Source organism: Paenibacillus sp. RC73 (assembly GCF_044908085.1).
Lineage (GTDB): Bacteria > Bacillota > Bacilli > Paenibacillales > Paenibacillaceae > Paenibacillus > Paenibacillus terrae_A.
The window spans coordinates 483,096-503,592 of the sequence record NZ_JBIYCV010000005.1; the positions used below are offsets into that span (position 1 = coordinate 483,096).

Consider the following 20,497-nt stretch of genomic DNA (forward strand, 5'->3'; position numbering starts at 1 on the left):
TTAAAAAGTACCCTCGCATATTTATGCGGTTTGTTCCTCGGGATGCTTTCGAAACTGAAGCTCATACAGCTTCGCGTAATGACCGTCCTTGGCAAGGAGCTGGTCATGGGTACCCTGTTCCTTCAGCTCGCCATCGGCAAGAACACAGATTGTATCCGCCCGCTCAATCGTAGACAATCGGTGGGCAATGACTAATGTCGTACGATCCTTCATCAGCTCATTTAAGCCCTGCTGGACTTCATATTCCGATTCTGAATCCAGCGCCGAGGTCGCTTCATCCAGCAGCAAAATCGGTGCATTTTTGAGCAAAGCGCGGGCAATCGCGAGCCGCTGTCTTTGACCACCGGACAAATTGGCTCCGCGTTCACCGACAATGGTGTCGTAGCCCTCTGGCAGCTCGGCTATAAAGCCGCTCGCATAGGCTGTTTTGGCCGCAGCCTCAACTTCCTCATCCGTGGCATCCGGTGAGCCAAAGCGGATATTATCCGCTACTGTACCGTGGAACAACGTAGCCTCCTGTGGTACATAGGCCATCAAATCCCTGACCTCATCTAACCGAAGCTCTCCTGCCGAGCGACCACGGACCCGCAGCACACCCTCATCCGGTGGATAAAAGCCTAGCAATAGCTTCATGACTGTGCTTTTTCCACCACCACTTGGGCCGACGAGCGCGGTGACCTGCCCTTCCGGCACGATCAGGTTCAGCCTTCGCAGCGTTGGACGGTCCGGTTGATAACCGAAGGTGATGTCATGCAGCTCCAGCGCAGCCGAAACTTGTTCCATGGCGTGGCCTGAGCTCGCAGTTTCGACATCACTATGAGATCCCTCAGGCTCACGAGCTGATAAAGCTGCCGCCTCCGGACCGATCAGCCCAGCCTGCGGTCCCTCCTGTTTCAACGCTGGAAAATGCTCCTCTTCCTTCGACTCATCCAGAATTTCGCGGATACGTGCCAAGCCAGCCAAGGAGTTTTGCAATAGCGATACAGCCGCCCCCAGCTGCAAGAACACCGCGGAAATGCCGCCTTGCAGTTGCACAATCTGTCCCAGGACTCCCAGCTCCATCTGCTTCTGTGAAACCAGAATCAGTCCGGTGACAAGCACACCACCCAGCGTAATAAATTCAATTACAAAATTATACATATCCTGCAAGCCCATATGACGTCCCTGCTGGATGCTAATGCTGTTTATGTCCTCGCTTGTATCGTTACAAAGTCCGCCTACCTTGGTCCGCAATCCAAACAGCTTCACTGTCTGCAAACCAGAAAGCAGATCACTCAATCGTTCTGTGAATCCGCTCATCCGTCCCTGTAATTCCTCACTCGTCTGTCGCATCTTCTTCGCGAAATGAGAATTTACCCAAGCTGAAGCCAGTCCAAGTAAAACCGCCATAACCCCAAACCGCCAATCCAGCGCCAGCATAATGACCAGCGAACCAAAGAAAAGCGAAACTTCAAGTATAATCGAGCGAATATGAACGGTGTAAGCCTGCTCCAACGTCTTTACATCGTTCGTCATGCGGGATACAAGATCACCAGAATGGCGTTTTTCGACCTTTTCATAGGATAGCTTGACGATATGCCCGAATAGTCTCACCCTTACATTGGCAATCGCCAGTTTCACACACCGCTTGTACATGTAGCTGCACAGCGGAGCAATAAGACTTAGTGCCAAAAATGTACCGCTGACCAAATAAATCGCTTGGTAAAGCCCCTCCACTTTCCCATCAACCGCAAAATTCAGCAAATAATGCACCACAAAGGAAAGTAAAATCGTGACGCTCGCATTGGTCAGACTGTTGCCAATCAACCCGATAAAATACCATTTTCGGTGCGGCTTCATCAGGGACATCAACTGCTTAAACTCATAAAACCCCTGCTTGAAGGTCACGTTTCTCACTCCTTTCCTCTGTTATCGGATTGCCGTTTTCCATCGTATGCGGTTCTTCTTCGAAATTTTGCAAATACAGCTTTCGATATTCACCGTTGCGACCCAGTAATTCCTCATGCGTGCCCGATTCCACCACGCTCCCCTGATCAAGCACAATAATCCGGTTCGCCTGACGCACGGTTGACAGTCGATGAGCAATCACCAATACCGTCCGATTATGCATTGCCGCATTCATCGCGATCTGTACCTGAGCCTCCGACTGGCTATCGAGCGCTGAAGTTGGCTCATCCAGTAGAAGCAGCGGAGCATTTTTCAACAATGCTCTTGCGATGGAAATACGCTGCTTTTGTCCACCAGACAATCCGCCTCCCCGCTCGCTCAAAAGGGTTTCATAGCCCTCGGGAAGCTGAACAATAAAATCATGTGCATGCGCCGCTTTCGCCGCCTCGACAATTTCTTCACGGGTCGCCTCCAGACGTCCATATCCGATATTTTCTGCAATCGTGGCCGGAAAAAGCGACGGCTCCTGAGATACCATCGAAATATGGCTGCGCAGGCTTGTTAAATTCCAATCTGTCAAACTCTTTCCAAATAGTTGAACAGTTCCAGCATGCTCACCCGGTTCATTAAATCCGCAAAGCAGCTTAAAAATCGTGCTTTTGCCGCCACCGCTGCCGCCGACAATCGCTACCGTTTCTCCTTGTCCTACCTGGAAGCTGATATCCCTGAGCACGGTGTTCCCTTCATCGTAGCCAAAGGTCAAATGGTCAAGCCTGACCACAGCAGCGTCATCGTCGCCTTCTGCTCTGTCTGGCTCGCTTTTACTAGCATTACTGGCTTGGTCGGCTTTCCTGTCTGCATCGTCCTCAAAATGCAGGCCCTCACCCCCTCGATTCTCATCGACTGAGGTGATTTCACCACCTTGACGTTCATCCCGCCAATCCAATACCTCAAACAAATGCTTGGCCGCTCCCCCCGCTTCCTTCATTTGCGTGATGATCATCGGCAGCATGGAAACAGGCTGCAATATGAACGAAATCAGATATAAAAATAGAACGATGCCTCCAGCATTCAGCTCTCCTTGTTGAATCAGGTATCCTCCGTACGCAATCACCAAAATAATTGGTGTTGCCAGCATCATCACACCTACCGGAGTAATAGACGCATAGCGCTTTTCCAGCCCCAAGCCGCGTCTGACGACCTCCTCCATCATCACCATATACTTCTTCAACAGCACAGCCTGCATATTGAATGCCTTGACGATAGGAATTCCTCCAATTGCATCCTGTCCGACCGCGTTCAAATGAGCCATTTTCTCCTGAAGCTGCTCGGAATATTTTTCAATCGGCCTGCTCATCAGTGTTGTTATGATCATACCTACAGGCAAAAGCGCAAGACTGGCCAAGACCAGCTTCCAGCTTGTCATTAAAAGCAACACTAGTGATGCCGTAAACACAAGCGGTAAATAAAACAGATTGGCAAACTGCTCAATAAAAAAATTCTGTAGCATCGCCGTATTGTTCGTAAGCCGGGATACCAAATCTCCAGTAAACTTCCTCTCCACTCTGGAAACTGGTAAATCGCAAAACTTATGTACGAGGTCGCCTCTCAAATCGCGCAGTGCGCTAACGCTAAATCGCGCCGAAGCGTACCTCATCACAAACTTACAGGGCATTCCAACTAGCGTCATACCAACAACTAAATAGATCATGTTCTGGGTGGAGGAGAAGGTCCCCGCAACCATTTGCTCGATGGCCTTACCCAAAATAATGTCTATGGCTGCCAAACATAAGGAGGCGATCACCGTTATGAAAACCCATAGATTGTACGGTCTTACATAACGCGCGAGTCTTCGAAAAGCAGAATTTGATCGAAACAAGGACATCCCTCTTTTTCGTTGCTCACACTTTCGCAGTGCGAACTTTTTTAGTGAGGATTTTGCAAAATCCTGAAGTTGCAATGGACATGGTGAGATAAACTCTGGCTCTGGATGTATGAGTATTTACATGGAATGAAATCATTCTTGAATTATGCTGGGCATTGCATCATGGTGGTGGGTTGATTGTCGAGTGGTTGCCGAGATGTTAATCATGTTTGTGTATCGTGGTGTATCATGATGTGTGGGACTTTTAACTCTGCCTGAATCGTGGTTGTAGGGTATTGGTGCTGTAAGATGTATGAGCTGCAGCAGCGTGGTTCAGGGCTGAAGATGCGGACAAAATATTCACGACTGTGCTTATAACTTCTTGCTCTTGTTCATGAATGAAAAAGTGATTTCCTTCGAACATTCGCACATCAATGGGCGATGTGGTGTGCTGCTGCCAGGCATGAAGTGAATCAGTGCTCACCTCATGATCCTTCATGCCGCCCAAAATAGTCATCGGACAGGCCAAGGGGCCTCCCTGCTGATAAACATACGTTTCGCACACCTTAAAATCCGCGCGCAGACGAGGCATAATAATTTGCATTAAATCTGCATTTTGCAGTACTTCTTCGGGTGTTCCCTGCATCAAACGAAGCTCTTCGGTGAAAGGTTGATCTGCTAAATCATGGAGTTGTTTTTTTGAATACGGACGATGTGGTGCGGATTTACCGGATACGATGATATGGACAGGCAGTTTTCCGGTTTTGCTATACAATTGCCGTGCTGTTTCAAAAGCAATCAATGCTCCCATACTGTGTCCAAAGAAAGCAAACGGCTTATGTACGTATGGAGCCATAGCAGGAAGCAGCGAGTGCACGATGTCCTGAATGGTATCCATTGGGGCTTCTGTGGAACGGCTTTCACGTCCTGGAAGCTGTACAGGCAACACAGTAATATCAGGCGCAAGTCTAGACTTCCAGGAACTGAATATGGAAGCACCGCCACCAGCATAAGGGAAGCAAAATAGCTGGAGCTTCTCAGCCGGATGAACCGCGGTTCTCGCAAACCAAGATTGTGACCGAGTCGTCATATGAATTCCTCCATCCTCTACACAGTTCAGAATTTTACATTAAATCCTTATATCTCTTTTTTTCTTCCAACACTTTCTAACTATTTTTAAATATACAAACTTTAAAACCGCTTGACATGGGACAAAAGATCTAAATTGATAGAGTTCATAAAAATAAAACAAAATCCATATTATGCTATCTATTCCCAGTCTTTAAAAGCAACAATTTCACTTTATGCATTAATTTCCTGCTGATCATGATCTATTAATTGGATTCAAAACGAGTTTTCAGATTTTCATGAATTTTGTAAAATCAAATTATTATGATTTGCAATAAAGCTAGAAAGCTTTGTACTACAACAATTTTACCTTTACATGCCATTAACATAAATGTAACAAATTCGTCCTGATATCATCCGACAATTTCCGCCTTTTTCCGCAACAGCCTTCGACCTCCTATTTTATGGAATCAAATTTCATCAAGCTCAGATCAACCAAAATTAATAACTCTTTAATTTTTTAATAGATCATGCCATTTTGTAGTTCTATAGAACCAATTTTCGCAGATTTTTTTTCGACTCTCTGTCAAAAAATTTTAGTTCAGATTGAATTTTTCTCCCCTAGAGCTAAGAATTTTCTTTTCAAACCTTTATAGAAACGTTTTTATCTTCCTTCAAAAGTGTCAATTTTCAGGAATTTATATCTTTGGTTCTGGCCCTTCTGCAATCGACAAACGAACCTGAAACACCAAACAGCAAGTCTCTATGTGGTAAGAGACTTGCTGTTTTCAAGCTTATTATGACTTGGTCTTTGATGTAGCTGTGAAGACTTAAGAGGATGCGGCTGCAGCGAGCGTACCGGAAGCGTCTGTTGTGTGGTGAATACTACGCACGAAGCGAATCGTTTTTGTTTCCGAGTGCATCACGACCGAATGGGTTTCCGCTCTATGACCAGGGAGAGAACGAACCCCCTGCAACCACTCGCCAGGTGTCACACCCGTAGCCACAAACATCACGCCTTGGCGTCCGACCATATCATCCATTGACAATAAAGCCCCCGGATCAGCAATGCCCATACGTTTGCACCGTTCGATCTCTTCTTCACCATGAGGCAACAGACGACCTTGAATCTCTCCACCCATGCATTTCAGCGCCGCAGCAGCCAACACACCTTCAGGCGCTCCACCGGAGCCGATATGCAGATCAACACCGCTATCCAGGCATGTTTCAATTGCACCCATTACGTCTCCATGCCCAAGCAGCTTGATCCGAACGCCGCTCTCCCGCAGAAGCTTGATAATTCCGGCGTGACGTGTACGATCCAGAATGGACACGGTAAGTTCGGACAAGGATTTACCCAGTATCCGTGCGGCCTTTGACAGGGTAGCCGGAATCGGATCATCCAGCGATAGCTTTCCAGCCAGTGCCGGGCCTACGGCCATTTTTTGCATATACATATCCGGAGCATGGAGCAGACCTCCGCGGGGGGCAGCAGCAATGACCGATAGGGCGTTGTTCAATCCGTTCGCCACCGTTTCGGTTCCCTCCAGCGGGTCGACGGCGATGTCTATGGCCGGCCCTCTGCGATTGCCTACTCTTTCCCCGATATACAGCATGGGAGCCTCATCCATTTCTCCTTCGCCAATGACGACCGTACCGTCCATAGATACCGCGTTAAAATGAGTCCGGATGGCTACCGTAGCCGCCTCGTCCGCGCTGTTCTTATCTCCACGTCCTGTCCATTGCGCTGATTGCAGCGCTGCCGCCTCTGTAACCCGAACGAATTCCAATGCCAGTTGACTCTCCATACCTTCCCTCCACCTCTCCTATATATAATTGTTATCCTATGGCAAATCATTATTTTTAGAGCAGCTATGCTGCCTTTTTTATCTATTTATCTATAACACTCCTGTATCCTACAGCAACTATTATCTATTGAGCAGCTACGCTTCTATAACATCCTGATAATCAAACCCGCTGTTTCTTCAATCGCTTTATCGGTGACATCAATGATCGGGCAACCTAACTTCGTAAACAGGGATTGCGCATACGCAATCTCTTCCTCCACCCGCTTCGATGTAGCATATTGCACATTGTTAGGCAGTCCCATCACCTTGAGTCGCTCACTACGTATTTTTAGCAGCAACTCCGGCTGGATCGTTAACCCAAACACCCGACCATGCTGTACATCCTGCAACTGTGCAGGCGGTGTCAGCTCCGGTACAACGGGAATGTTGACTGTTTTATAACCTTTATGCGCCAGAAACATCGACAAAGGAGTTTTGGAAATACGAGATACGCCTAGCAGTACAATATCTGCTTTGAGAATGGCGCTCACATCTTTGCCATCATCATATTGAACCGCAAAATCCATGGCTTCCACACGACGAAAATAATTATCGTCCATCCGATGCAGCAAGCCGGGTTTTTCCTTGGGATCATCATGGAACGTGTCAGCAAACGCCTGCATCATCGGGCCCATGATATCGACAGCCCGCACATTCAGCCGGACAGCCTCCTCTTTCATCGCTTCTCTCAATTCCGGCTGTACCAGCGTATAGGCTACAAAACCTTTACGCTCAGCCACCTCTTCCATCACCCGGCTCAGTTCGTCTTCATCTCTTACATTCATAAATCTCTTGATCTCTGTGTCCGGTAGCTCAAATTGGCGCATGGTCGCCTGAACGACGGCTTCCGCCGTCTCGCCAATCGAGTCTGAACAGATCGCTATAAAATGACTGCGCGCCTGAACCATTCGATTCCTCCCATTAATCCTCTGCTACCATATCGAGCAACATTTTGATAATATTTGTTTTCGTAATGCGTCCCACGACTTTCCAGTGTTCCCCTGGTTTGTCGGAGTTGGAAGGGACGACGACAGGCAGACTGTCGATTTGACGGGCAATGATTTTGCGCGCTGCCTCCAATACAGTGTCTTCCGGGGAAACGGTGACGACATTTGCCTGACGAGTCATGACGAGACTGACAGGGATGGTCGCCGCATTCGGATTGCCTAACGTAACCTTGAGCAGATCCTTGCGGGAAGCTACTCCTGCCAGATTCCCCTCCTCATCGGTAACGATCAGGTTACTCACGTTCTCCAGAAAAAGAGCAACCACAGCTTCCTGAATCGTTGTTGTTTCACGTACGATGACTGGAACCCCGTGAAGATCGCCGACCTTCATTTGCATGAGCCGGAATTTTTCCTCCCGGTTCGGCGTGCCCCGTTTTCCGACAAAATAACCAACCTTGGGCTTCGCATCTATATAATTCAGAATGCCCAGCTTGGATAGGTCAGTCCGAATGGTCGCCTTGCTGAGATTGAGCATTTCCGCAATCTGATCACCGGTAATCGGGGCATGCTTTTGTACGATGTTTAAAATTTCCACTTGTCTTGCCGTAAGGTCGATGATGAACGCCCCTCCTTTTTTTTCCTTGCTATCTGATATTGAATATAATACGTCATATATAATTATAAATCAACCTATAAAAGCATATAAAACATCACATATATAAAATTAAAGCGGTTATTGATGGTTTTTTATCGTTTAAAGCACTTATACCACACCAAAAAAGCGGATACTTCACACCCTGCTCTTTCGAGTAAGACGAAGTATCCGCTCCTTTATTCGTATCTTAAAGCATCGATCGGACGCAGCTTGGACGCCTTTCGCGCCGGGTACACTCCAAACAGTACACCAACCCCCATGCAGCAAAGAAAAGAGTACAGCACCGGTTCCATCGTATACACAATCGGCATATGGACAAATTTCTCCAGCAGCTTCGCGCCCCCAAGACCCGCCATAACGCCAACCAGTCCGCCCATCAGACTAAGAAAAATAGCCTCGGCCAGAAATTGCAGCATAATGTCACTGCGCTGCGCACCAATCGCCTTGCGAATCCCGATCTCCCTCGTCCGTTCCGTGACGGATACCAGCATAATATTCATGATGCCAATGCCCCCAACACCGAGCGCAATCGCAGCAACGCCGAGCAACAGCATATTCATAACCTTGTCTACACCTGAGACCGTTTTTAGGATCTCCGTCTGGGTCATGATCTGAAAATCATCGCCCTCTGATGGCTTCAGCTCATGCCGGGCACGCAGCACCTGTCGGATTTCAGCACTCGCCTGGTCAATCTTCTCCTCCGTTGTTGCAGAAGCATTCACCTGCTGAATGCTCATATTCCCCAGCCGTTCCATCCCTGTTGTAATCGGCACATATACCTGCTGCCCGCTGTTACTCATATTGGAATTGGAATTCGTCAGTACCCCGACCACCTTAAAAGGAAGCTGCTTGATCATGATCGTTTCCCCCACCGCCTTGGAGGCATCCGGACCAAAAATATTACGGGCTGCATCGCTCCCTAGTACCACGACATTCAGTCTCTTTTCCACTTCATAGTGGGTAAAAGACCTGCCCTGAGCGAGTGACAGCTTTCTCACATGGATGAAAGCCAGCGAAGTCCCCTCAATCTGCCCGCTGACCTTATTGCGGCTCCACGTAATATCCGCATTGGTCATGGCACTTGGAGCTACCTCGGCTACGGCTTTTTGCTGCTCTAGCGCAGCGATATCCTCCAGAGATATTCCTTTCGTCTGATTGAACGACATGGAGCTGGACCCATCATATGGGGCATAAGGATAAATCATGAGCAAATTATTCCCCATACTGTTAATCTGCGACGTAATCGTGGCCGTAGAGCCTTTACCAATGGCAACAATCGCGATTACAGCAGCCACTCCAATAATAATACCCAGCATGGTCAGCAAGGATCGCAGCATATTGGTTCGCAAACTGTTGAGCGATACCCGGATAATTTCCCGAAATTTCATGCCTTCACTTCCTCTGCCGCCATTCTTCGGTTCCCAACAGGCTGATCCTCTTCAATCCGTCCATCGCGAAAATGAATCAGACGCTTGGCGTATTCCGCAATTTCCTGATCATGCGTAACGAGCACAACCGTTTTACCCTGATCGTTCAGGCGTTGGAAAATCTCCATAATTTCAACGCTCGTTTTGGAGTCCAGTGCGCCTGTCGGCTCATCCGCCAAGAGAATCACCGGATTGTTCACAAGTGCGCGCGCTATGGATACCCGTTGCTGCTGACCGCCTGACAGCTCATTCGGCTTGTTGTTCATCCGATCGCCCAGCCCCACACTGGTCAGCGCCTCAATGGCCCGCAAGCGCCGCTCCTTGGCTGGTACGCCTGCATAAATCATCGGCAGCTCTACGTTCTCCAAAGCTGTGGCCCGCGGAAGCAAATGGAATTTTTGAAATACAAATCCGATTTTCTGATTACGGATAATAGCCAGCTCATCCTCACGAGCTTCCAGTATGGAATAACCGTCCAAATAAAATTGTCCCGAGGTAGGCAGATCCAGACAGCCGATGACATTCATCATCGTGGACTTGCCTGATCCAGACGGGCCCATGATTGCCACAAAATCACCGTCAGCAATGTTGAGTTGCACATCACGCAGGGCATGAATTTCCTGATCCCCAACCTGGTACACCTTTTTCATATCCTCAATTTGAATGACATGTCTCATCCCCGTTTAAAAGCCTCCTTGCATGCCACCCATATTGGAAGGGTCTGGCGGTGCTTCAGGAGCAGGCATAACAATCGTATCGCCCTCCTTCACACCTGACTTGAGTTCAACCCGATCTGGCGTGTAAAATCCGAGCTCTACGGGCTTGAACGTGCGCGCCCCTGGATTTGCCGGATTGGAAGCAAGATAGACGCCGTCCTGTCCGCCTTCGGATCTCAGCGCAATCGCTGGCACAAACAGCACATTTTTGTGTACTCCCAAAATAACAGACACATTCATAATCATACCGGTTTTCAGCTTGCCTTTCGGGTCATGAACGGACAGCTCCATCAGATAGGTCGTCATGCCTTCATCTGTGGATGCTTCCGGTGAGACGAATTGCACCTTGCCCGGGAACGACTCACCCGGGTAAGCATTGGTGGATAACACTGCTGAAAGTCCTTTTTTCACCTTTACAATATCGTTCTGACTGATTTTTGCGCTAATCTTGAGATTGTTGGAGTCCGAGTTATTCATGACGATAAAAGGTGCCGTTGGACTGGTTCCGACATCCCCATTCACCTTTAAAATGACTCCATCCCACGGTGCCGTGACCTGAAGCTTGTTCAGGTCATTTTTTTTCTGCTCCAGCTCGGTGGCCAGCCTTCTAACCTCAATCCGTGCGGATTGGATATTGGAGGCATCGGCTGGAACCTCCGTTTTGCGAAGCTCAGCCATAGCCGATCGATAGCCGATTTCAGCCTCTGCGATAGCATGACGCTTTTGCGACATGATTTTGCGGAATTGTAAATCCAGACCGTCATAATCTGTCTGCGCCTTATCCAGCGCTTGCTCTGCCTGCTCCATTTCACTGTTGGACACCGCTCCGGCATCATGTAAAAACTTTTGATCTTCATATGCCTTTCGCGCCTGCTCCAACTGCTTTTTGGAAGCCTTCTTCTGACTTTCCGCTTCTTCCAGCTCAAATGATTCCTGCGCTGTATCGACAGCCATTTTAGCCCGAAGCACGTTCGTCTTCTGAATTTCAATATCCTCCACCTTCGGCCCCTTCTCCAATTCAGCCAGCTTGGATTTGGATATTTCCAAATTATCGGATGCGCTCTGGATTTGCATCTTAATTTCAGAACTGTCCAGAAGAGCCAGGACTTGTCCTTTTTTCACCTTGTCTCCGGCCTTTACGTTTAGCGCCGCCAGCTTATTTTCGCCTGCACTTGTGAAATTCAGCTTTACTTCCTTGGAAGCCTGCACGGTACCAGACGTATCCAGCTTCTCGCTCACATCCCCGCGTTCCACTTTAAGCGTCTCGTCCTGAACCAATGGTACAGCCTGCTCTTTGGGAAGCTTCAAATATACTGCTGTTCCACCCCCGCCTATTACCAGCAGCACAACCATGGTCCAGATCCACTTTTTTCTCCGTTTTCTTCGTAACTTTAATAAGGCGTCGTTTAAAACCGTTTCTGCCAACTTCGTTTCCTCCCTATGTGCTCCATGGCTTGCTCAACGTGTATTCATTCTGGCTCAGCTCAATCGCCAGCTCTTCCATTTGCCGTTCAATCTGGTTCACCTTCAACTGGCTATTTTTCAGCTCCAGCTCGATAATTAAGCCTCTGGCCCACTTTTTGCGGGACAGCTCCAGCCCCTCTTTTGCCGTGCGCAGACTTTCTTCCAGCTGAACGTATTTTTTTTGGTTTTCCTTGACCGTGGCATATAAATTGCGGAGCGATTCGGCAAAATCCTTTTCTCCCTTGTCCAGCTCCTCCTTGGCTGTATCCACGTCCATTTTGGCTAGATCGTAAGCACCTGCACCGCTGTTAAAATCGAAATATCTCACATTGAGTTCCGAAGTCTTGATGCTATCCTCCAGCTTCCACAAGTTCGGATTCATATCCATCAGCTGTTGTATATGTATTTCGATATCCAGCTTCTTCGGTTCCTTGTACACTGGTCGATCCACCATTTCATAGGCTGTTCCATTAGGCTGGCCCATCAGAAAATTCAGAGCGTCACGCGATTTTTGCAGCGCAATTTTCCCCTGCTCGATCGTCTGCTCCGCCTGGCTTCTGGCCTGTGTACTCTCGTTTTTCGCATACTCAGACAGCTTGCCGCGCGCAAATTTGGCGAGTGCAATCTTTTCCTCCGCTTGAGCAATTTCAAGCGCTTCCAGATCATTTTTCACCTGATTCTCTGCCACGAATACGCTTTGGTAGCTTTTCATCACATTAAAATAAATCTGATCCTTGGCGAACTGCGCCTGCTTTTTGCTGGCTAGATAGGATAACGTCGAAGAGTTATAATTTCTCCAGGATGACTCATCACCAACATATTCACCATCTATAAAATCGACGAATGCATTGCCCAGATCCTTTTCAGCATTTTTCAGTTCCATTCTTCGACGCTCCACGTCCCGCTCGGCAGTACGCGTGTTGTAGCTATTCGTTTGTGCCCATTCCGCTGCCTGCTTGAGCGTTAATGGAGGTAAAGCCTGACCCGTTATGGAGGCGGTCTTCGATGTAACCGCAGCAGACGAGGTTCCTGATATACTTGCTGACGTATTTCCTGTTGTGCTTCCTGCTGCACTGTCAGCCTGAACGGTGGAAATCAAGCCTGACGACATCGTCAATACGAGCAGCGTCGCAGCCGCTTTATACTTCATAGGTGAATCTCTCCCCTTTCGGTGTAATCTTTCGAATTATTTCCATAGATTTCGACATAAATTTCCACAGTCTATCCGCCACCTAATTGTACTTTCAGGTGAATGGTGGTACAAGGTGTTAAACCAATACATTTTTGTAACCTTTATTTCAACATTGTCAATACAAGCTGTTCTCTTGCAAATCAGATATAAAACGAATCTGTTTTTACCTGAAATTTACCTAAATTTCAGCTAATTTTAAGGAAACCAACAGTATCTATTAAGGTTAGGAGCATATACTAGAGAAAGAATAACAGCCGCTCACTGGGAGGGTTAATAGATGATAAAAGAATCTCGCATGACAACTACGAACGAACCGTCTGATTTGTGGATGACCCGATTTTTACGTGAATCCGAACAGCAAAAGAAGCAACTGATCCGGGAAGCCCGGAAAAATAACGATTTACCGCTTATAAACAGTATTTCTTTCCACCTTGCCCAACGGAATCAGCAACATCTGATCAGCTAGGGATGATTTTAATAGAGATGTATCTCACTTCTAACCTAAAAAGCCGATCAACGTCGCTTGCATGCGTACGTGATCGGCATTTTTAGGTTGTTTCTATCTATTCGTCTTCTATCATTGCTTGAGAATCATGCAAGTATTTTTCCAGTGAAATTCGTCCGTTCTCCATAAACTGTATACCTTCCGCTTCCAAAAGCAGCCTTTGTAAAGAAGCTCCTTCATCGTCCTGTAGCGCGATTTCCCCCAATCGATTTACAACCCTGTGCCAGGGCAAGCGATGCTTGCTGCTAAGCGTATGCAAAATACGCACCACCTGACGCGCCCCTCTCGGACTCCCTGCTTCCGCTGCAATTTGTCCGTAGGTCATGATTTTTCCCTCAGGGATGAGCTGGATTATTTTTAATACACGAGCTGTAAAAGGCTGCATGTTATCGTCGGATCTCCTTTCCCCTAGCCGTAAACTGTGGTCTTCACGTCTCAATACAATGCTGACACCAGACAACAAAACCATTCCGGCTCTCGTGCTGTTTTTCTATCATTATAGCACCCACAGTCTTCAGTTGGCGAAGGCTAGAATCCGCTTAGACCCTGCCTTTTTAAATCCTTTGCTACTAGACGTGCCAGTTCCTTTGCTCCCGCATAATTCGGATGCAGCGTGTCACCGTTCATATACAGGGCAAGTGTGGCTTGTGGGCCAATGGAAGTAAAATAAGCTGAGCTAAGGACGTTCAGATCGACCAAAGGCGTTTGTTCCTCTTGAGCCAGCGCTAAAATAGAGCCTCTATACCATCTATTTTCAGCGGTGTGTACATGATTCGCGTTAAAATCAGTGGCTCGCCCCTGCGGTGTTGAAAGGATTACGATTGCCCCTTTGGCCTTGACCTGCCGGATCATATCCCGCATCCAGTCCTTAAACTCCGCTTCGCTTTCGTTATGCTTCGGGTTGGTGTCATTAATGCCCAACTGGAGAATGAAATAATCCCCTGGCTTAATGTATTTGATGATAGCCTCTAGCTGACCGTCCTGATGGAAGCCCCTTGCAATTTGCCCCCCTGAGGCCATGTTACGGATCTGGAATGTATTGGTGTTTACGAATTGCGGCAATAGCTGACCCCATCCGGCCTGCACGCTGCTATCCAGTGGATAGTAATTGCAGACAGTAGAATCGCCGCCGATGTAAATCGTCCGATTCGTAACGGGGTTATTAGACAATCGCCTGATTTCCAATGCACTTATTGCAAAAGAGGTTCCCTCTTTACCTTCTGTAATCAGCAAATTCAATTGTCCGTCCGTCACGGGAATTTGAAAACGGTCCTTTGCTCCGTCCCCCGTCATATTGATGACCTGATACACTCCCTCGGCGGCAACGCTCGCTCGGGTCGTATTCCCTAACGTGACCGACACCTCATATACCCCTGGGGCAAGATCCACATCAAATGTATTCTCGCTTTTCGTACCGGTAGTCAGAAACCGTACCGCATCACTAGCGACGCCAGTACCCGTTGCTCCCACATTACGTACGTTCTCGGGTGTACGAAATCCGTAACCGCGCGTCGCATCGTATCGCAGGGATGCACTCACCCCGGTATAGCCTGATTCCACTGGACCCGCGCCAAAATCAAATTTGTAATCACCAGCCGCTCCATACGCAGGTGTTGTCCCATTCAAGCCCGGCGTACTACATAATAAAGCGACCAAAAGCATACTGGTCATTCCTTTCATCCACTTCATATCATCATTCCTCCTTCAAAATGTAGAATACCCTAAGGACGTTTCGATTTTTTTGTAAGCGCATACAATAATTTCGTTCCTTTACCTCATGGATACAGGTTTGTACCCATTTGATTCCTATGCAGGCGAAGGCCTGCTTATTCATCTGATCACTCCCTTTCAAATCAATCGCACTCTTAAACATTATAGAATAAATGGGTATATTATGTAAATATCCCAATGTGAATAAGCCCCGCACATATTCACCTGCAGGGCCTTCGTACAAAAGGAACCTTTTTGAAATTCAATTCATTTATATCCTTACATCAATCTCCAACCAAAATACCGTCGAAGCTCTCTGGACCTACCCGTATCGTACCCAGCAGGTTTGAAGAAACAAAAGCGGTGTACACCAACTGTGGCGTAATCGGCGGGTTAAAGTCATCTGCCGAGAACGCGATGACCTGAGGAGCCGTTATACTCAGGCTAAACGTAGACGTTGCCGAGTAAACAAGTGGATCGGTTGGCAAGGTACCTCTTACAATAGTGATCGTAATTCCTACTAAAGCCAGTGGCAGTTGAACCGACAGAGTACCTTTAAGCAGAACCCGCGGCGTGCCTGTAATTCCCAGTGTGTTTAATCCGATCTGCCCAAACAATTGCGGCGTATTCAAAACGGTGATCGGAATGGCAATAGAGTTTGCAAATGAGGCATTTTGAGATGTTCTTCCATCTATAAATGTTCCCATGTTTTTTCCCCCTTTCTCTACCAGATACTCATAGTCTATGAAAAGATGACTTATATGCTTGGACTAAATAACTTGCTAAACACACAACTTTCTCTTTATAGGCGAATGTACAGCCCTTTCCCTGGCCCCATGAATACACTAAACCAACAATGGGAAAAGGAGCGATGTAATGTCTACGTTTAAAGCCACTTTAAGGGGGAGTCATGAAGTACCTCCTGTCAGAACAAATGCCACGGGAAATGCGGAGTTTCATTACCATAAGGAACGTCGGCAATTAAAATTCGAGCTTATCCTGCGCAACATTTCGCGAGTAACCAGAGCGGATATTCATCTGGGACGCAAGGGTGAAAATGGTCCGGTCGTAGCTGTCCTGTTCGGCCCTTCCAAATTCGGAATCACGGTCAAAAGAGGCGTTGTCAGCGGTGTGCTGCGTGCATGTGACCTCGTCGGTCCACTCAGAGGCAGAACCATTTATGACTTAGTTTGCCAGCTCAGAGAAGGCAATGCTTATGTTAATGTTCATACCGTCCGGCATCCAGATGGAGCCATTCGCGGACAGACCAGACGTTGCAAGTAACCACCGTATGAAGAAAATTAAATATGAAAAAGAACTTTCATAGCCACCTTGAAGTGCTTACATGCACCTTTCATGTGGATTGAAAGTTCTTTTTTCTATTCCCCATCAATTCTTAATAAAAGTTAAGAAGTTCATAAGCGTTTCTTAAGTCCTTGCCTTCCGGGTTGTTAAGAACTTTATTTTTTAATAGAGAGACAGTTCACACCCCAAAGGAAATGAAGCTTATGAAGCCCCTTATAAGCCCGACATCCAAAGAAAGAATTCCCGAGTTGCAGTTGGTTAGAGCCATGGCGATTCTAGCCGTCATCATGGTACATGCCACCTCTTACATTACCGAACTGCACGATGGCAGTATTTCGGTTAGAAGCAGCCGCAGACAGACGGATTTTGAAACTCGCTTCCCTCTCTATCATTCTCGCTAGTCCATATACAAACGAACCAGCCATAGATCGTATCTTTGGCCGGTTCGTTCCTGACTTTTATGGAATTAAGGATTGTATCCCTTTATTTTTGGGAATCGAACAATGCTTCCCCGTTGGATTCGATAATCTTTTGGTACCAGTAGAAGCTGTTCTTTTTTCTTCTTTCCAGCGTACCTGAACCATCGTTGTTTTTGTCCACATAGATGAAGCCGTATCTTTTTTTCATCTCTCCTGTTCCCGCGCTGACAATGTCGATTGGGCCCCACCAGGTATAGCCAAGCACTTCGCAGCCATCTTCAATAGCTTCATGGAGCTGGATCAGATGTTTGTTCAGATAGTCTACTCGCTCGGGATCATGAATTGAACCGTCTTCCAGAATTTCATCATGACTGCCGTAGCCGTTCTCTACAACAAATAGAGGCTTCTGGTAACGGTCGTACATTTCATTACACACATAGCGAAAGCCTTTCGGGTCAATCGGCCATCCCCATGGCGTTTTTTCCAAATAGGGATTGTCGAGTCCCATAATTCCCCCTGTATTGCCCAGAATGGGCATACCTGCTTTATGCGTCGTACTTCGATAATAGCTAAAGCCCAAATAATCAGCCGTATGCTCTCGCAGTAATTGTTCATCTCCGGGCTCCATTTGAATCACGATGTTATGCTCTTTCCAGATCCGTTTGGCATAGCTTGGATAATAGCCTCTAAGGAGTACATCGGAATAAAATAAAGATCTTCTTCTCAGCTCATAGGCGTCAAACACATCGTCCGGATTGCAGGTATTCGGATAGATCGGACTCAGGGATAACATAGCGCCCATCATCGCACCCGGGATAATTTCATGACACAGTTTAGTAGCCAGAGCGCTGGCAACAAAAACATGGTGACTGGCCTGATAAATCGTCGGAAGCTTGTGCTCATCGTCTTGGACAACAATGCCTCCTGCCGCCAAAGGAATCGTGTGAAAATGGTTGATCTCGTTGAAGTTCATCCAATATTTCACTTTGTTTTTATAACGTTTGAAGACAACTTCCGCATACTTTACGTAGAATCCAATCAGCTCGCGGCTTTTCCAGCCTTCGTATTTGCGAATCAGATTCAGGGGCAGCTCAAAGTGAGAAATAGTGATGACCGGCTCAATTCCATACTTCAATAGTTCATCAAACAGATCATCGTAAAATTGCAGCCCTTTTTCATTCGGCTCGGCATCATCCCCATTCGGGAAAATTCGGGACCATGCAATGGAAGTCCGAAAGCATTTCATGCCCATCTCCGCAAACAGGGCGATATCTTCTTTGTAACGATGGTAAAAATCAATCGCTTCATGGCTGGCATAATACTTGTTCTCATCAATCGTATCATCAAACGTTCCGCCTACAATTCCTCCCCGGAATGCATCACTGATCGCTGGTCCTTTACCGTCCTCGTTCCATGCCCCTTCGGCCTGATTCGCCGCTATAGCACCACCCCACAGAAAATTCTCAGGAAAACTTTTGGCTATTTGTTCTGTCATGACTTATTTCCTCCTTTATTTAATGTATTGTGAGCAAAACACTTTGCAAATCTACAGATTTTTGCTGTGTTTGGGTGACCTTTTGGTAAGCAGTACTGTTGGTAACAATAATCGGAGTGGTCAGGTCATAACCGGCTGCCTGGATTTTCGGAATATCAAATTCAAGCAGTAAATCACCCCGTTCAATCCGTTGCCCTTGCTCCACATGCTTTGTGAAATAATTGCCTTTCAGCTTAACCGTATCGAGTCCCACATGAATTAACAAGTCCAGATGGTTGTCGGAGGTGATGGCTACCGCATGGCCGGTTCGGAATACGAGCGAGACAACCCCGGACACTGGTGAATATACCTTTCCTTCACTCGGTAGAATGGCTATTCCTTGACCCATCGCTTCTGTAGAGAATGCCGGATCAGGTACTTCACTTAACGGAACAATTACGCCATTTATAGGAGCATAGACACTCTCGATGACTACGGTTTGTCCAGATTCAGTCTGTAAGGCAGGCTCGGATTTTTCTGATTCCGTTTTTCCTGTCTCCGCAACCGTTGCCCCGTTACCTTCATTGAAGCCCAGAATATAAGTTAATACAGTAGTAACCACGAATGAAATGGTGATGCTGATTAAATAAAAAGCAATGGTATTTGTAAAGAACGCCGGAATAGTCGTTATGGCCGGGAACACATAAGCAAGCACGGTCGTCTGGAAATGCCCAGCAATGGCTCCTCCGATCGTTCCCCCGATGACGGCGGCAATCATCGGTCTTTTCAGCTTCACGGACAACCCATAAACGATAGGCTCTGTAATACCAGCGAACAGTGAAGGGAAAATAGATGACAGCGCGTAAGCTTTCAGCTTTTTGTCCTTGGCTTTCAGAAAGACCCCAAGAGCGACACCGGATTGGGCGAAGGTCGCGGAAGCCATCATGGGTCGGATCGTATCAAACCCTTTGAGGGAAAGATTGTTGATCATCGCAGGGGCAATCCCCCAGTGTAAACCAAACATCACCAGGAAGGTCCAGCCGCCACCCAGAATGGCCCCGGTCAACAGGCCGCTTTGCGTACTCAAAAATTCAATACCATCCGCAATACCTTTACCGGTGTACACTCCCAGCGGACCGATCACAATGGCGGTAAGCGGAACCATAATTAATAAGGAAACGAGCGGGACCATAAATAATTCAATGCTTTTCGGAACTACCCGCTTCAGAAATCGTTCCAGGTATGAATACAGCCAAATGGCTAAAATCGCTGGAATAATGGATGTCGTATAACTCATCAGGACAACGGGAATATGGGTAAAGGAAGCAATATCCCCCGTGTTTTCCATCAGCTTGGTGAAGTTAGGCTCCAGCAAAGCGGCCATAATTGCGGCAGATACGATAGGCTGGGTCTTGAACGTTCTAGAAGCTGAAAACGCTAACATCAGTGGCAGGAAGAAAAACACGCCGTTACCTGCGGCAGCAAGGATAGCATAGGTACTGGAGGCACTGTCCAGCCACTCTAACTGTGTAAGAATAACCAGGATAGCTTTCAGCATCCCTGCACCAGCCAAAGCAGGTACAATCGGCTGGAAGATAGAGCTCATGACGGTAAAAGCACGACTGATGAAATTACCTTCTTTTGAATGATCCTCTTTCTCATTGTTGCCGCTCTTTACCTGAAGGTTGTAATTTCCCGCAATCGCATCATAGACCTCGCTAACATGATTGCCGACGACCACCTGATATTGGCCCCCGCTCTCTATCACGGAAATGACCCCGTCGGAATTTTCCAAAGCCTGTTTGTTGGCCTTTTGCTTGTCCTTGAGTGTGAATCTCAGACGGGTCATACAATGGTACAGATCACGGATATTTTCCTCTCCGCCTACATTTGTTACAATGAATTTCGCTAATTCATCATGTTTGCTCATAACGCCTGCCTCCAATGCTCTCTGGTTGATATAAAAAAAACCTGAGTAATCACCGATACCAAAATGCAATTTAGTATCGAAATCACT

18 protein-coding genes are annotated in these 20,497 nt (G+C 47.3%); 3 read left to right on the top strand and 15 right to left on the bottom strand.

The window, feature by feature from the left end; translation table 11 throughout:
• Positions 1–21: 21 nt before the first annotated feature.
• From ABH897_RS15055 to ABH897_RS15100, 10 genes are all read right to left on the bottom strand, one after another.
• A complete protein-coding gene (locus tag ABH897_RS15055) occupies positions 22–1,887 on the bottom strand; it encodes an ABC transporter ATP-binding protein (protein WP_283655874.1) in 1,866 nt (621 codons plus the stop codon).
• The gene (locus tag ABH897_RS15060; protein WP_283655873.1) at positions 1,862–3,766 is read right to left on the bottom strand and encodes an ABC transporter ATP-binding protein; all 1,905 of its coding nucleotides are present in this window, start codon (positions 3,764–3,766) and stop codon (positions 1,862–1,864) included. Before ABH897_RS15060 ends, ABH897_RS15055 begins: the two co-directional genes overlap by 26 nt.
• A gap of 250 nt (positions 3,767–4,016) precedes the next feature.
• On the bottom strand, positions 4,017–4,841 hold the full coding sequence (locus tag ABH897_RS15065; protein WP_283655872.1) for a thioesterase II family protein: 825 nt from the start codon (positions 4,839–4,841) through the stop codon (positions 4,017–4,019).
• Positions 4,842–5,649: 808 nt separating this feature from the next.
• The gene (glpX, locus tag ABH897_RS15070; protein WP_044649521.1) at positions 5,650–6,627 is read right to left on the bottom strand and encodes a class II fructose-bisphosphatase; all 978 of its coding nucleotides are present in this window, start codon (positions 6,625–6,627) and stop codon (positions 5,650–5,652) included.
• Between the two features lie 143 nt (positions 6,628–6,770).
• A complete protein-coding gene (locus tag ABH897_RS15075) occupies positions 6,771–7,574 on the bottom strand; it encodes a pyruvate, water dikinase regulatory protein (protein WP_283655871.1) in 804 nt (267 codons plus the stop codon).
• Positions 7,575–7,587: 13 nt separating this feature from the next.
• The gene (locus tag ABH897_RS15080) at positions 7,588–8,208 is read right to left on the bottom strand and encodes a helix-turn-helix transcriptional regulator (RefSeq protein WP_014281403.1); all 621 of its coding nucleotides are present in this window, start codon (positions 8,206–8,208) and stop codon (positions 7,588–7,590) included.
• Between the two features lie 236 nt (positions 8,209–8,444).
• On the bottom strand, positions 8,445–9,656 hold the full coding sequence (locus ABH897_RS15085; RefSeq protein ID WP_404592336.1) for an ABC transporter permease: 1,212 nt from the start codon (positions 9,654–9,656) through the stop codon (positions 8,445–8,447).
• Complete coding sequence (locus tag ABH897_RS15090) at positions 9,653–10,372, bottom strand: ABC transporter ATP-binding protein (protein WP_283655869.1); 720 nt, start codon at positions 10,370–10,372, stop codon at positions 9,653–9,655. The genes ABH897_RS15085 and ABH897_RS15090 overlap by 4 nt, the downstream gene beginning before the upstream one ends.
• A gap of 6 nt (positions 10,373–10,378) precedes the next feature.
• A complete protein-coding gene (locus ABH897_RS15095; RefSeq protein ID WP_283655868.1) occupies positions 10,379–11,836 on the bottom strand; it encodes an efflux RND transporter periplasmic adaptor subunit in 1,458 nt (485 codons plus the stop codon).
• Positions 11,837–11,849: 13 nt separating this feature from the next.
• Positions 11,850–13,025, bottom strand: a complete 1,176-nt coding sequence (locus ABH897_RS15100) for a TolC family protein (protein WP_404519069.1) — start codon at positions 13,023–13,025, stop codon at positions 11,850–11,852.
• A gap of 319 nt (positions 13,026–13,344) precedes the next feature.
• Here ABH897_RS15100 and ABH897_RS15105 point away from each other — a divergent pair, with 319 nt between their 5' ends.
• Positions 13,345–13,533, top strand: a complete 189-nt coding sequence (locus tag ABH897_RS15105; RefSeq protein ID WP_283655866.1) for a hypothetical protein — start codon at positions 13,345–13,347, stop codon at positions 13,531–13,533.
• A gap of 97 nt (positions 13,534–13,630) precedes the next feature.
• On the opposite strand, the gene ABH897_RS15110 is transcribed toward ABH897_RS15105, so the two are convergent.
• From ABH897_RS15110 to ABH897_RS15120, 3 genes are all read right to left on the bottom strand, one after another.
• Complete coding sequence (locus ABH897_RS15110) at positions 13,631–13,957, bottom strand: MGMT family protein (RefSeq protein WP_283657868.1); 327 nt, start codon at positions 13,955–13,957, stop codon at positions 13,631–13,633.
• A gap of 143 nt (positions 13,958–14,100) precedes the next feature.
• Positions 14,101–15,261, bottom strand: a complete 1,161-nt coding sequence (locus tag ABH897_RS15115) for a rhamnogalacturonan acetylesterase (protein ID WP_283655865.1) — start codon at positions 15,259–15,261, stop codon at positions 14,101–14,103.
• 305 nt (positions 15,262–15,566) lie between these two features.
• Entirely contained in the window at positions 15,567–15,989 is a 423-nt protein-coding gene (locus ABH897_RS15120; protein ID WP_192512965.1) for a hypothetical protein, read from the bottom strand.
• A 169-nt stretch (positions 15,990–16,158) separates the two neighbouring features.
• Here ABH897_RS15120 and ABH897_RS15125 point away from each other — a divergent pair, with 169 nt between their 5' ends.
• Together ABH897_RS15125 and ABH897_RS15130 are read left to right on the top strand one after the other, a co-directional pair.
• Complete coding sequence (locus ABH897_RS15125; protein WP_404592338.1) at positions 16,159–16,566, top strand: CHRD domain-containing protein; 408 nt, start codon at positions 16,159–16,161, stop codon at positions 16,564–16,566.
• 224 nt (positions 16,567–16,790) lie between these two features.
• Positions 16,791–16,988, top strand: coding sequence for a hypothetical protein (locus ABH897_RS15130; RefSeq protein ID WP_283655863.1), 198 nt, complete (start codon positions 16,791–16,793; stop codon positions 16,986–16,988).
• An 82-nt stretch (positions 16,989–17,070) separates the two neighbouring features.
• On the opposite strand, the gene ABH897_RS15135 is transcribed toward ABH897_RS15130, so the two are convergent.
• Both ABH897_RS15135 and ABH897_RS15140 read right to left on the bottom strand, forming a co-directional pair.
• Positions 17,071–18,501, bottom strand: coding sequence for a glycoside hydrolase family 1 protein (locus tag ABH897_RS15135; protein ID WP_283655862.1), 1,431 nt, complete (start codon positions 18,499–18,501; stop codon positions 17,071–17,073).
• 19 nt (positions 18,502–18,520) lie between these two features.
• Positions 18,521–20,410, bottom strand: a complete 1,890-nt coding sequence (locus ABH897_RS15140) for a beta-glucoside-specific PTS transporter subunit IIABC (RefSeq protein ID WP_404592339.1) — start codon at positions 20,408–20,410, stop codon at positions 18,521–18,523.
• Between the last annotated feature and the right edge of the window lie 87 nt (positions 20,411–20,497).